11 protein-coding genes, 1 tRNA gene and 1 pseudogene are annotated in these 13,127 nt (G+C 39.3%); 8 read left to right on the top strand and 5 right to left on the bottom strand.

Translation table 11 applies throughout. The features are described from left to right. Window position 1 precedes the first annotated feature (1 nt). Window positions 2-1,429: an NADH-quinone oxidoreductase subunit N gene (locus NE848_RS03280; protein ID WP_252110778.1), complete on the top strand. Its 1,428-nt coding sequence runs from the start codon at window positions 2-4 to the stop codon at window positions 1,427-1,429. A 6-nt stretch (window positions 1,430-1,435) separates the two neighbouring features. Continuing rightward, window positions 1,436-1,759, top strand: a complete 324-nt coding sequence (locus NE848_RS03275) for a hypothetical protein (RefSeq protein ID WP_252110777.1) — start codon at window positions 1,436-1,438, stop codon at window positions 1,757-1,759. Between the two features lie 112 nt (window positions 1,760-1,871). Here the strand turns inward: NE848_RS03275 and NE848_RS03270 are convergent, their stop codons facing one another. The 3 genes from NE848_RS03270 to NE848_RS03260 are packed head-to-tail and all read right to left on the bottom strand — an operon-like array spanning window position 1,872 to window position 4,715. Beyond that, window positions 1,872-3,323, bottom strand: coding sequence for a glycosyltransferase family 2 protein (locus tag NE848_RS03270; protein ID WP_252110776.1), 1,452 nt, complete (start codon window positions 3,321-3,323; stop codon window positions 1,872-1,874). Then, window positions 3,313-4,362, bottom strand: coding sequence for a hypothetical protein (locus tag NE848_RS03265; protein WP_252110775.1), 1,050 nt, complete (start codon window positions 4,360-4,362; stop codon window positions 3,313-3,315). The genes NE848_RS03270 and NE848_RS03265 overlap by 11 nt, the downstream gene beginning before the upstream one ends. Next, window positions 4,362-4,715: a DNA-binding transcriptional response regulator gene (locus tag NE848_RS03260; protein ID WP_252110774.1), complete on the bottom strand. Its 354-nt coding sequence runs from the start codon at window positions 4,713-4,715 to the stop codon at window positions 4,362-4,364. Before NE848_RS03260 ends, NE848_RS03265 begins: the two co-directional genes overlap by 1 nt. Window positions 4,716-5,039: 324 nt before the next feature. Here NE848_RS03260 and NE848_RS03255 point away from each other — a divergent pair, with 324 nt between their 5' ends. Then, complete coding sequence (locus tag NE848_RS03255; protein ID WP_252110773.1) at window positions 5,040-6,293, top strand: YaiO family outer membrane beta-barrel protein; 1,254 nt, start codon at window positions 5,040-5,042, stop codon at window positions 6,291-6,293. 1 nt (window position 6,294) lies between these two features. Beyond that, on the top strand, window positions 6,295-7,449 hold the full coding sequence (locus NE848_RS03250) for a hypothetical protein (RefSeq protein WP_252110772.1): 1,155 nt from the start codon (window positions 6,295-6,297) through the stop codon (window positions 7,447-7,449). A gap of 3 nt (window positions 7,450-7,452) precedes the next feature. On the opposite strand, the gene NE848_RS03245 is transcribed toward NE848_RS03250, so the two are convergent. Further along, window positions 7,453-9,483, bottom strand: a complete 2,031-nt coding sequence (locus tag NE848_RS03245; protein ID WP_252110771.1) for an LTA synthase family protein — start codon at window positions 9,481-9,483, stop codon at window positions 7,453-7,455. Between the two features lie 664 nt (window positions 9,484-10,147). After that, window positions 10,148-10,222 (bottom strand) — tRNA-Pro (locus NE848_RS03240). A 122-nt stretch (window positions 10,223-10,344) separates the two neighbouring features. On the opposite strand from NE848_RS03240, the gene NE848_RS03235 reads away from it, so the two are divergent. From NE848_RS03235 to NE848_RS03220, 4 genes and pseudogenes are all read left to right on the top strand, one after another. Further along, window positions 10,345-11,535 (top strand): PQQ-dependent sugar dehydrogenase, encoded by a 1,191-nt coding sequence (locus NE848_RS03235; RefSeq protein ID WP_252110770.1) that lies wholly within the window; start codon window positions 10,345-10,347, stop codon window positions 11,533-11,535. A 6-nt stretch (window positions 11,536-11,541) separates the two neighbouring features. Continuing rightward, a complete protein-coding gene (locus NE848_RS03230; protein ID WP_252110769.1) occupies window positions 11,542-12,009 on the top strand; it encodes a c-type cytochrome in 468 nt (155 codons plus the stop codon). Between the two features lie 124 nt (window positions 12,010-12,133). Beyond that, window positions 12,134-12,757, top strand: a pseudogene (gene udk / locus NE848_RS03225) (uridine kinase); the annotation flags it as partial. A gap of 19 nt (window positions 12,758-12,776) precedes the next feature. After that, on the top strand, window positions 12,777-13,091 hold the full coding sequence (locus tag NE848_RS03220; RefSeq protein WP_252110767.1) for an FtsB family cell division protein: 315 nt from the start codon (window positions 12,777-12,779) through the stop codon (window positions 13,089-13,091). Window positions 13,092-13,127 lie beyond the last annotated feature (36 nt).

Raw genomic sequence — 13,127 nt, 5'->3', positions numbered from 1 at the left:
AATGGATTTAAATAGTTTTTTCCTGATGCGCCACGAGATGATCCTGCTGGGAATCATACTCCTCCTGATAGTTGCAGAAATCATCGTTGCTGACAGTAAAAAGAGCAGCATTGTAAACCTGGCCTTGTTACTGTTCGGTATACATACCCTTTCGGGTTTTTTCCCCTTGCAGGAAAGCAGTCTCTTTGGTGGAATGTTTAGAAGCAATGATCTTATCCACTTCTTCAAGAGCGTACTTAATTTAGGTGTTTTCATTCTGTTGCTTCAGGCGGCCGACTGGATAAAGGAAAAGGTGGTCGAGAATGACCGAAGTACAGAATTCTTTATTCTTCTGTTCGCTTCTTTGCTGGGTATGTATTTTATGATCTCGGCCGGTGACTTCCTGATGTTCTATATTGGTCTCGAACTTTCAACCTTACCCGTTGCTGCGCTGGCTGCTTTTGAAATTATGCAAAGAAAATCCAGTGAAGCGGGAATTAAACTTATACTTTCTGCCGCACTTGCCTCAGGGGTTTCACTTTTTGGGATATCTATGCTATATGCCACCACCGGCTCAATATATTTTGATCAGATCGTTCTGGGTTTAACCGAAACTAATTTAAGCATACTTGGATTCGTCCTCTTCTTTACAGGACTGGCATTCAAGATATCACTGGTTCCTTTCCATTTCTGGACCGCCGATGTTTATGAGGGAGCTCCAATAAGCATCGCCTCCTACCTTTCTGTAATTTCCAAGGGGGCTGCGGTATTCATTCTGATGATCCTGCTGTTCAGTGTCCTTAAACCTCTTATGCATATCTGGGAGAATCTGGTCTACGGAATAGCGCTGGCGACCATGTTTACCGGAAACCTGTTTGCACTGCGCCAGCAAAATATGAAACGCTTCCTGGCATTTTCTTCGATCGCTCAGGCTGGTTTTATACTGTTAGGCCTTATCACGGGCACCCAGTTAGGAACTACCACAGTGGTCTATTTCGTGTTGATCTATATCTTTTCCAACCTTGCCGCATTTGGGGTGGTTCAGGCAATTTCTTTAAAAACCGGGAAAGAGAATTTGAGTGATTATGAAGGTCTTTATCGAACCAATCCTAAATTAAGCCTTGTGATGATGCTTGCTCTTTTCTCACTTGCAGGTATCCCTCCCGTGGCAGGATTCTTTGGAAAATTCTTCCTCTTTACCGCTGCGGCCAGTAAAGGCTATTATCTGTTGGTATTCCTTGCGGTAGTGAATGTTACCATCTCACTCTATTATTACCTTTTGGTGATAAGGGCGATATTCCTAAGAAAAGGAACAGACCCTATCCCCTTCTTTAAGAACAAACTTTATATGAGACTTGGCCTGATCATAACGGTATTGGGAATATTAATATTAGGACTTTACAGTCCGCTCTACGACTATATATATCAACTAAGCGCTGCTTTTAAATAAGGAATTATGGCAATAGAAGGAAGACATAGCTTTGGAAGCATTGGAGACACAAGAGTCACCTTTATTGAGAAAAAGGTAGATGAATCCCGTAAAGATTTTCTTAAAGATTTGCTGGAACATAATGGGTTTGAAGTGATCATAGAAGAAGAAAAGCGTAAAAGTGAAGAGGAACCCCAACTATACACCGTTGCCGTTAACGATATGGTCTTTAATCCCGTGATCTGGATCTATGAAAGGAAATTAAAGACGTTCGACGGGCATAAAGTAACCGCTGATTACTGGAATCAGAAAAGTGAAGATACGCCTCCACAATATTGGATAAAAAATTAAGTTCTCTCTTCGGACGGATCCTGATGTTTTCAGGTGATTAAGCCTTGCCGGTCTTACTGTGCAGGGCTTTTTTATGCTTTGGGATCAAACAAAATTCTGATAAAGAATATGACTATTTCTTTACAACCTTAAAACCTTTACGGGTCATGTTGCCCCAGCCCGAGGTAATATCAAAAAGTTTTTTATAGTACCCCTTTATCTGGCCAAATAATAAAAATGGATGATACAGGAATGGTTCCAGATATGCCGCCAGTAATAATTCCACAACCTGCTTTGGTTTGGTATAATGATCAAAACTCTTTACATACATAAATATAGCAATGGTAGAGAATACACATCCAACCAGGTAAGCAGCAAAAAAAAGAAGTATTGCAAAAGGCCAGTCTATCCAGCCAAAAATACCAAATGCGATCATACAGATAATTCCTAAAAATTCGACAACCGGAGCCCCAAATTCAAAAATGAGCCAGTAGGGATAGTATAGCAAGCCCATTTTCCCGTATTTCGGGTTCAGGAAAAGTTTTTTGTGAAGGCTTATGGTTTCCCATAGTCCCCTTGCCCATCTGTCCCTCTGCCTAATAAGGATATTATAATCTGAAGGAGCTTCCGTCCAGCATAAGGTCTCTGGAAGGTACACTACCTTATAGGGAATCTTCTTCTCTTCCATATGCATCCGCAGCCTTATACAAAGTTCAAGATCTTCTCCTACCGTTTTGGGATTAAATCCTCCTACCTCGATAACTCTTTTTCTCGGATACATTCCGAAGGCTCCGGAAATAAGCATCAATCCGTTGATCTCACTCCATGCCATTCTACCAAGCAAAAATGCCCGGATGTATTCCACCACCTGATGCATTGGAATAAGCCTGGAAGGGAGCCGTAACTCGCTTAAAATTCCATCCTTAATAATAGAATTATTAGCGATACCTATTCCACCACCACAACCAATGATCTCTTTATCATCTTCTTCCAGATAAGGCCTTACCATCTTGAGGATCGCATCCTGCTCAATGATGCAATCCACATCGGTAAAGATTACCAGTTCAGTATTGGCGAAATTCACCCCCGCATTTATAGCATCGGCCTTTCCCCCATTATTTTTATCGATTACCGTAAGATGGGTATATTTTGTTTGCCGACTTCTATAGATATATTTTACCGATGCTGTAGGTATAGGCTGAGTAATAAAGGTAGCGTCCTGTCTTTCCAGATCGAACTCCTTGATCAGTTTTTTCAGAGAGTCATCCTTACTTCCATCATTTACCAGGATAAGTTCATAATAAGGATACTGAATTGAAAGCAGGGATTTAACATTCTCAATAATGGTAAGCCCTTCATTGTAGGCAGGTGCGATGATAGTGACCGAAGGAATATCGGTTGCGCTTACTACATCTTCGGTCCTTAGAAAAATTGATCTCTGTTTGGTTCGTTTTATAGATCTTCTGGCCAGGATAATACCTGCCAAATAAAGTGTTATAAGGCTGGCACCATAACCAATAAACAGTAATACACTTATCCAGTAGATGTAGTAGCTACCAAAAAAACCTTCCCCACTATCCCACATTCAGCGTAGCTTTTGGGTATTGCTGATAATAGAATTCCTGCACCTTCTCCTTATAACCATTATTCCATAGGATCTCTGCTATACTCAATTTAAGCTCTTCGTTATCGCCGTATAATTGTTTCAGATAAAAATCCAGGTCAATATCTGAATTCTCATAGATATAATTCAAGAGTTGACCCTGCTGCGTGGTATTGGGGATATCATCATAAAGCTGCTTTATATACTCCATGGTTGAAGAAGCTACCGCGAAGGTTTGAAGGCAATATATGGCAGTTTCACGAACTTCGTAATCTTCATGATTCAGGTTATCTATGATATACCCTATCTCGGCATGTAATTCATATTTCCTGATAATACGCATGAGCAACTTCTTCCCGAAAAGCTTCTCAGTCTCATAAGCCTTATGTAGCCATTTTAATTCAGGCTTGGGATAATGGTCATATAATTTCTCAACGATCTTGATCTGTTGCCATAGCGTCATATTCTGCTTAAGATAAGGTAAAAATCTAAGACTTTCCCAACCCAGGAATACGACCAGAGCTATCTGGGCCTCACGTCTTACATAGATATTCTTATCGTCCCTGTATTTAAAGATCTCATCAAAATACTGGGACTGATTCATTTCATAAATTTCTCTTATCCCCCGCGCTTTTTTGTACCAGCTCCAGCTGGAAATTTTTTTTATCGAAACTCCATAAGGGGGGATCTCGGTATAAAGTTTTTGAAGCTTACTGAAGTTACGTCCTAAAATAGTGCGCTGTGTGCGTATCATCAGTCTGATAAGAAACTGTATATTATTCTTATTGCGTTGCCTAATGCCCACTTTTACCAGCCTTTTTTTTATCTCATCAAATGTTAGTGGATCTTTAGGGTCATTATACAAATAACGACTCACGATATCTGCAAAGGTTGTTTCGATCTTTTTCAACCTTGCTCTCCTTATCTTTCGATAAATAAGACTAACGGCTATGGATACCCAGTAAACCACCAGGACTGCAAAAACGATCTTTATGAATAAAAGTATAGATTCTTCATTCATCAGTAGGCCTGTATAATAGCTTCGATTTCATCGAGATCTATGGGCACAGCATAAAAACCGGTAATACCTCTTAAAGCAAAGATTTCCTGTTTAATTTTGTCCTGTCCCATATTAGTTACAATAAGTAGGTTCTTATGTAGCAGCACCTCCTGAACCTGAGCTACGAATTCAAGAGGAGCGATACCTTCAAATAGAATATCTGTAATAATAAAGTCGAAGTTGGTCTCCTGATCCTCTATACTAAGTTCATCCAGCGACCTTATCGCCTTACATTCAAAATTATTCAGACTAACCAGTCTTTCCAGAATCTTCAGAATTATAATGTCTTCCTGGATCACCAAGACCTTCTTCATCCGATTTTTTTTACAGGCGAAAGATAATAAATATCCCTGAAAACCAACCCCTTTAACGGCTACTCAGGTAATTTATCCTTCAAATTTATATTAATCAGTAGGAAAAATCTTTCTATTTATCCTGTGAAATTAATTTCATCGCTAACCAGGCTAACTTCAGATTTACATAAAAACTACTGTGCCGGCTTATTTATTTACTGATTTTCACACAACTAAAATTTATTATATTTTCATATACATTCGCCTTAAAGCTGTTATATTGCGAGCACTTTAGATCATATGAAAAAAATGAATTCATATGATAAAATGTAACAAGCCCTAAACATGAGACTTAAAATTACCGGCCCCCTGTCTTTTTTTCTCATATTCTTTGCAAGCATACAGATACAGGCCCAGGAAGAGCTTACTACGGATGAATTATTCTCTAAGGCCAGAAATGCCGCCTTTGAAGAAGATAATTATCCAAAAGCATTTAAGCTTACAAAAAGAGCACTAGAGAAAAGCCCTGATTATGCCGATGTGAGGATTTTTCTAGGCAGACTTTACACCTGGACAGATAAGGTGGATAGTGCAAGAGTGGAGTTTGAAAGAGTTTTGGAAGAAAATCCGGGACATGAAGATGGTTCTCTGGCATACGGAAACCTGGAATACTGGAATGATAATTCTGAAAAGGCCCTGGTTATAGTCAATAATGGCCTGGAAAAGCATACGAATTCTGAAAGCCTTCTATTGCTTAAAGCTAAGATCCAGAAAGATCTTAAGCTTTATGCTGAAGCCAGCACCACCCTTAACCAGTTGCTAAAAGTTAATCCTAAACTCACCGAAGCCCGCTCTTTAGGTGAATCCATTAAAAATGTTTCGTCTAAAAATGAGATCGGCGCAGATTATCAATATGTTTATTTTGACAAACGTTTTGATGATCCCTGGCACCTGGTCAGTGTGGATTATTCCAGAAGTACTAAAATCGGTTCCATAATAGGTAGGTTTAATTATGCCAATCGATTCAACTCGAATGGAACACAGGTAGTTATTGATGCCTATACGAGTATTTCGGATACCTTTTATGCTTACCTAAGTGGCGGAATAGCCAGCAGCGGAAGCATTTTTCCTGAATATCGTGCAGGCGCTTCTCTATTCGCTAATTTACCCGCAGCATTCGAAGGAGAATTGGGATTCAGAATGCTGAGTTTTGATGATGAAACCTGGATCTATACAGCTTCAGTAGGAAAATATATCAGTAATTTCTGGATAAACGCCCGTACCTATCTTACTCCTGACAATGAAAATGTTTCCCAATCTTATTCACTGAATGTCAGGTATTATCTGGGAGGCGAGGATGATTACCTCAGTCTTGGAATTGGGACCGGAATTTCTCCCGATAATGAAACCAATAACATTCTTTACGATAACGAAAATAATTACAAGCTTAAATCCAATAATATCACTTTAGGCTACCGGGTTTCCATAAAAAGCACCAATGTCTTTTTTATCAATACGAGTCTTGAAGACCAGGAATATGCAAGAGATACACGTGGCAACCAGTTCACTGTGGGCGTAGGATATTTCAAAAAGTTCTGAAATGCGGAAGAAGCTTTTTTGGGGAATTTTAATCATTCTCATCAGTGTCCCTTTTCTTATGTGGCTGGGCTGGCTGCTAACACCCAATACCAAACTGGTAATGGCAATAGTAGACAAGACCGTGCTGAACAAGAAGGGACAGGAACATATCTCTCTCAACTGGGTATTAAATCATGAAAAATACACCAAAACCTCCAGTAAAGCTTATGAAGTAAGCAGGGATTATTTTGGATTCTTCCCTGAAGAGAATGAGAATTTCCAGCTCAAAGGGCTTGAAAGATTCTCCTATTCCAAACTGGACCAGCTAAGTAATGATGCCGATATAGTTTATTTCACCGACACTTATGGAATATACAATAATGAATGGTTTAAAAATGGTGACACCAATGAACGTTCAGGGATTTTGTATGGTGGACTCAGTGATAAGGACATCTACCTTCTAAAGCAGATGAAGGAGAAAAACAAACTCATTATTGCCGAGTTCAATACTATTGGCTCCCCAACCGCTTACCAGAACAGACGGGAGTTTGAAGAGATGTTCAAAATGAAATGGACAGGCTGGACGGCACGATATTTTGACAATCTAAACATCAGGGAAAATCAAGAGATCCCTGCCTGGCTTATCAGAAATTATAAGAAAACTCATGGAGGTGGGTGGCCTTTTAAGAAATCGGGAATCGCATTTGTAAATAATAAAGATGAAGTGGTGATCCTGGAACAGGACACTCATTTAACCGAATCCATGCCTCATATTATTACCGATGAAAACTACACAAAGGAATTCTCAATACCTGAAAGTATCAAATATCCTTTCTGGTTTGATGTGATAATACCAGATGAAAAGATCAATGATGCGGTTTCCATATTTCAGATAAATACTAATGAGAATGGGCTTTCTCTACTAAAGGATTTTGGAATTCCTGCAAGTTTTCCTGCTGTTATAAAACATTCAGGAAACGACTATGATTTCTTCTACTTTTCTGGAGACTTTGCCGATAATCCTGTCAGCCTGGAAAGCTCTTATTTTAAGGGAATCGGGTTCTTTAAAGGCCTGTTCTATGACGAAAGGAATATCATGGAACGAGGCAGTTTCTTCTGGAAATATTATAAACCTCTCCTTACTAATATCCTGGACGAACACAGCTCGACCAAGTAAAAACTATTGGGAAAGATATTTGCTAGTTATGGAATCGGGAATGATCTTTTTAGCCTTTATGAATTCCGCATTCTTTCTTTTGAACTGTTCAAAAGCATACTGCAGTTCTTCTTTTTCTGACATATCGGTAACCAGCTCCTCTTCCATATTCGGACCTAATTTATATAAATCATCCCCATTGAGGTGGTATTCCCCCATTACAAAATCCCGCAATTCTGTTTTGGTCTGCTTTAGAGGAATATAGTGTTCATTCTGAAAGCGTCTTATTGTGTCCAGTCCCTGTCCCAGGAAAGCATTCACTTCAGGCGCTTTTATCTGATAATTATTTTTAAGAAAGGAAATCAGGCTGGGCGCAATATCAAAATGTGATGAAATGGACCTGAATTCGGCACTACGCTTCAACAAGGGAGAATAAATGATCAGTGGTACGTGATATCTGTCTATTTTAGAAGCCATAGGGATCTCCGGGATCCTGTGATCTCCTGTGATAATAAAAACAGTATTTTCAAAATCAGTTCTTTCTTTATATGAACTTATAAGATCCTGCAAGGCGTCATCAGCATACAGGATGCTGGTATATTGCTTTTGATATTTTCTATAATCCCTCTTTTTTTCTTCATGGAACTCAAGTTGCTCCATTCTTTCTTCAAACAATCGATCATATTTCTCAGGTTCGTCAGTCAGGAAAGGATCATGGGTACTAATGGTAAGCAATACATCCAGTTTTGGAGAGTCTGAAGTTTCCAACTCCTTATTTCTGAGAAAGTTACCATAAAGTTCCTTATCTGCATATCCCCAGGTAAAACCACTGAGTGCAGCCGGTATTTTCTGGTAACTCTCTGGAAAATCGTCCTCGTCAATTATATGATCGATATTGTTCTTCCTGAGATAGCCACCCATTTGATCGAACTCAGAATTACCTCCATAATAAAAGCTGGTTTCATAGCCGTTGTTCTTCAAAAGGTTCAGAAGAGATAATTGAGTCGGCATATCTCCTTCCATTTCCATAAAACCATTCTCAGCGAAAGGCAATGAGCCTAAAAGTGATGGTAATACCGCAAAGGTACGGCCACCATTGCTTAGAAAGTTCGGCCAGTAAAGGCTTTGGTTAGAAAGAGAATCAAGAAATGGCGTAAAGTTACCCAGGTAAGCTCCCTTATTGGTAAAAGCCCTTCCAAGACCTTCAACCAGTATAATTACAATGTTGGGAGCTTTTTCTTTTGTTTCAAAAAAGGGAGAAAGCACATCCTGATCCACCTGTTTGTGAAAAAATGGATAATTCGTCTCATCGATATATTCCAAACCGGCATATCCATTAGAAAGATCTCTTAAATAACTTTCGGCATATATATCAATTTCATATACTTCCGGGTTAAAATAAGCATAAGCGTCACCATAAAAATGGGCAGACTTGTTCCTGACCAGGTTGTTTTCAAATTCTGAAGATAGATTGGAAGTATCTGCACTGAATCCAGAACCAAAAATTAAGAATAGCAGTGACAAAACGGGAAGCATTATTGAATACTGCCAGTTGAGATTTGATTTTTTCGGTATGACAAGAAGTGAATAGATCATTGCCGAAATTACAATGATAAAGATCAGAACTTGCGCCAGGCTCAAACTATCTGAGGCTCCCACGGTTTGTATGATTTCCTGAATAGAATACCCAAAAAGATCACTCCCCAGCATCAGTAAAGTTGTATTGAAATAGAATATCAACAGAAACTGGATCACAAAAAAGATTATAAAAGCTGTGATAAAAAAACCTTTTGCAACTCTCGGAAGCAGAAAATGAAATGGCAAAAAGATAAGGTATGCGGGTAAGAGCCAGAATAAGTAGAACTTAAGATCCTCCAAAAAGCTCCACCCCAAAAGGCTTATAAAACTTTGGTTCACAGAATGATTTAACATACCCAGACCTATCTCCACTAAATCTGACAGGAAAAGAAATCCCAGGTAAATAAGGGATAGGCTTGCAAAAAGACAGCTGGAGTTTTTAAGTCTTCTCAGCAGTTTTGATTTTTCGGATCTCATGGTTCAGGTAATGGGGCTTTAAAAATAGAACTGCTCTAGAATTCTCTAAAATTTAAATCCTAAAGGCCTACAAAAGAATGAAAAATAATTGATTATAATAAATACTGAATTTGTTAAACACCAAATTTTAAATCCCCTAATATTTAATTTTCTGGAAAAAAACATCGATACCATTTATACCGGTATCCCATCCCAACTCCTGGAAAAACATCCCGATATAAGGAGAACTGAATTGGCAGCGACAAGACCCGATACCAAAGCACTAGAAGACCATTCTGAATAAATATATGTAGACGAAGAATGAATTATCAAAGATCGAAAACCTGAAAAAGGGTTATAAACTTAATGAAGGATAGGTAGAGTGTTTAGGAAGTCTATCAATTGCCTATAATTATTCAGGTCTGCCAGAGCAGATTATCTGGAAGTATTTTAACATATCTAGAAAACTGGCAGAAACCACAAGAATCATTCCCTTAGCAGGGTAAGTACGTAAGGCAGTCTTGGAGGTGGCTGGAGATAAGGTTTGTTTATTTTAATTGGTAAAAGGAAAGTTATTTTATATGATTTGAAATATCTCTTTTATATTATCATCTATAAAAAGATGAATTTCTAAATTTCCAGGGGAAAATAAAAAAGCCCGCTGAAATTCAGCAGGCTTTCTTTGTCGGGGTGGCAGGATTCGAACCTGCGGCCTCCTGCTCCCAAAGCAGGCGCGATAACCGGGCTACGCTACACCCCGAAATGGTCTTTCAACCATAATTGGGCGGCAAATATAATAATTATTCACCTCTCACAATGAAAAGTTTTAATTTTTTATATCTTAGTTTACTTATAATTTATCCAAGTAAAAATTATAATGCTATGAAAAAAATATTATTGCTGTTCACATTTGTTTTTAGCCTGTATTCCTGTGGGGAAAATGGAAAATCTTCCGATTCCGCTCAGGCTGAAGAAAATACCGAACAGATCTCCGAAGAACAGTCGGAACCAGGAGAAGTGCCCGACCCCATTCCAGCTGATAGCTCTGAGGAATATTCTTATGAAATGGTGGTTGAAGGTCTTAAGATTCCATGGGGCTTCGAATTCCTACCAGACGGCAGTATCATCATAACAGAGAAAAGTGGTGAGATCATTCATTTTAAGGATGGTCAGAAAATAAAAATCGAAGGAGGTCCCGAAGTATACAATCGTGGCCAGGGTGGTCTGCTAGATGTTGCCCTGCATCCTAATTATGCAAGTAACGGCTGGTTATACTTGACTTATTCATCAAAAGAAGGTGAAGGAGAAGGCGGAAATACCGCTTTAATGCGTGCTAAACTTAATGGAAACCAGCTTACTGATAAAGAAGTCCTTTATAAGGCAAGCCCTAATACCACCAAAGGTCAGCACTTTGGCTCCCGTATTTCCTTTGACAAAAATGGTTATCTGTATTTTACCTCGGGGGATCGTGGAGCGAGAGATGAGAACCCCCAGGATATCACTCGTGATAATGGGAAAGTTTACCGTTTGAACGATGACGGAAGCGTCCCTTCAGACAATCCTTTTGTAGGAGAAGAAAATGCCGTTGAGGCTATTTACTCTTATGGTCACCGTAATCCACAGGGAATGATCCTTAATCCTGAGACCGGTGAAATATGGGTTCATGAACATGGCCCAAAGGGCGGGGACGAAATTAACGTAGTGAAGAAAGGTGCCAATTATGGATGGCCAGTAGTGACTTATGGAGAGAATTACGACGGAACTCCAATCACCGATGAAAGATCCAGACCCGGTATGGAAGATCCAATCTTTTACTGGCTGCCTTCTATTGCGCCCAGTGGATTTGCCTATGTAACATCAGATAAATTCCCGGAATTAAAAGGAGACCTTCTGGTGGGCTCCCTAAAATTTAAATACCTGGAACACCTGGAACTTGATGGTAAAACAATAACCAAACGCACCAGGTTGCTACAGGATATTGGCCGGCTAAGAGATGTAATCCAGGGGCCAGATGGTAATATCTATGTAGCCGTGGAAGGAAAAGGAATCGCAAAACTTACTCATAACAACTAACAAATCATGAAAAAACTGCTTATTGTATTAGGCCTTGTGGCCTTTGTTGCCTGCAAATCTGACAAAAAAGAAAAAGATCAGGAAGAAGAATCTTATGTGATCCCGTCTTCCGAAAAATCGAGTGAGTCTTCTCCACTTACCGCCAGTGTTAAAAGAGGGAAAGAAATTTACCAGGACCTTTGTGTAACCTGTCATTTACCAACCGGAAAGGGAATTCCGGGCACCTACCCTCCCCTCGATGGCTCTAACTGGTTAACCGAGAAAAGAGAAGAAAGCATAAGAGGTGTGAAATATGGTATGCAGGGGCCAATTGAAGTAAATGGCGAAAAATATGATAATATCATGACACCGATGGGGCTTAGCGATCAGGAAGTGGCAGATGCACTGAATTATGTAATGAACTCCTGGTCTAACAAAAATGACAACATGGTAACTCCAGAAGAAGTCGCAAAAGTTCAGAAAAAAGAAGAATAATCAGGATTATATTTAACAAATTGGAAACCGGCTGAATTTCAGGCCGGTTTTCTTTTTTATGGACTTTCCCGGAGGCTGCGGAATTCCTTAAAACCGATTTTATAAAACTAATAATTACCTTTGCGCAAATTTCAGTTATATGCTAATTATTGGTATTGCCGGTGGAACGGGAAGCGGGAAGACCACCGTGGTAAATCAGATCATTGAAGAATTAAAACATGAAGAGGTAGATGTAATCTCACAGGATTCATACTACCAGGACACCTCTCACCTCTCCTTCGAAGAGCGAAAAAGCATCAATTTTGATCATCCAAAATCGATAGATTTTGAGCTTATGGCTGAACACCTGAAACTGCTTAAAAATGGGCAAACCATCCAGCAACCTGTTTATTCATTTAAAGAACATAACCGCACGGGAGAAACCGTAGAGATACAGCCCCGAAAGGTGATAATTGTTGAGGGCATCCTTATCCTTACCCACCCGGAGATACGTGAGCTTTTTGATATCAAGATGTATGTGCATGCCGATAGTGACGAAAGACTGATAAGGAGATTGAAAAGAGATATCGCCGAACGTGGTCGTGATCTGGAAGAGGTATTGTGGCGTTACCAGACCACTTTAAAACCTATGCATCAGCAATTTATTGAACCCACAAAGGAGTTTGCCGATATTATTATTCCCACAAACCGAATTAATACCGTTGCTGTTGATATCGTCCAGACCATAATCAAAGATCGCTTAACCTAATTTTGTATCTTTAAAGCCTATGAAATTTAAAGACCTGCGTAAAAAGCCCTGGTTCAGGTTTATCAGCAATAAATATGTGTTGATAAGTCTCGTTTTTGCGGGGTGGATGATCTTCCTCGATACTAATTCCTGGTTTATACATCATGAATTGGATCAGGAAATACAGGAGCTGCAGGACAATAAAGAATATTATCAAAACGAAATTGCGAAAGATAAAGCGGTAATAGAAAAGCTTCAGGATTCTGTGGAACTTGAGAAGTTCGCCAGGCAGAAATATTATATGAAGCGACCTGATGAAGATATTTACATCATAGAATACGATACCGTAGATTGATCTTTTCGCGATACTTTCCAATCAAAATCAATTAGA

Origin of the sequence: Gramella jeungdoensis (assembly GCF_023805255.1) — a bacterium.
GTDB lineage: Bacteria > Bacteroidota > Bacteroidia > Flavobacteriales > Flavobacteriaceae > Christiangramia > Christiangramia jeungdoensis.
This window is presented reverse-complemented; position numbering and strand designations above follow the sequence as displayed.

Excerpts from the sequence above, each read along its gene's own strand:
- NE848_RS03280 (WP_252110778.1), top strand. The coding sequence starts at position 2 with ATGGATTTAAATAGTTTTTTCCTGATGCGCCACGAGATGATCCTGCTG.
- NE848_RS03275 (WP_252110777.1), top strand. The coding sequence starts at position 1,436 with ATGGCAATAGAAGGAAGACATAGCTTTGGAAGCATTGGAGACACAAGA.
- NE848_RS03270 (WP_252110776.1), bottom strand. The coding sequence starts at position 3,323 with ATGTGGGATAGTGGGGAAGGTTTTTTTGGTAGCTACTACATCTACTGG.
- NE848_RS03265 (WP_252110775.1), bottom strand. The coding sequence starts at position 4,362 with ATGAATGAAGAATCTATACTTTTATTCATAAAGATCGTTTTTGCAGTC.
- NE848_RS03260 (WP_252110774.1), bottom strand. The coding sequence starts at position 4,715 with ATGAAGAAGGTCTTGGTGATCCAGGAAGACATTATAATTCTGAAGATT.
- NE848_RS03255 (WP_252110773.1), top strand. The coding sequence starts at position 5,040 with ATGAGACTTAAAATTACCGGCCCCCTGTCTTTTTTTCTCATATTCTTT.
- NE848_RS03250 (WP_252110772.1), top strand. The coding sequence starts at position 6,295 with ATGCGGAAGAAGCTTTTTTGGGGAATTTTAATCATTCTCATCAGTGTC.
- NE848_RS03245 (WP_252110771.1), bottom strand. The coding sequence starts at position 9,483 with ATGAGATCCGAAAAATCAAAACTGCTGAGAAGACTTAAAAACTCCAGC.
- NE848_RS03235 (WP_252110770.1), top strand. The coding sequence starts at position 10,345 with ATGAAAAAAATATTATTGCTGTTCACATTTGTTTTTAGCCTGTATTCC.
- NE848_RS03230 (WP_252110769.1), top strand. The coding sequence starts at position 11,542 with ATGAAAAAACTGCTTATTGTATTAGGCCTTGTGGCCTTTGTTGCCTGC.
- NE848_RS03220 (WP_252110767.1), top strand. The coding sequence starts at position 12,777 with ATGAAATTTAAAGACCTGCGTAAAAAGCCCTGGTTCAGGTTTATCAGC.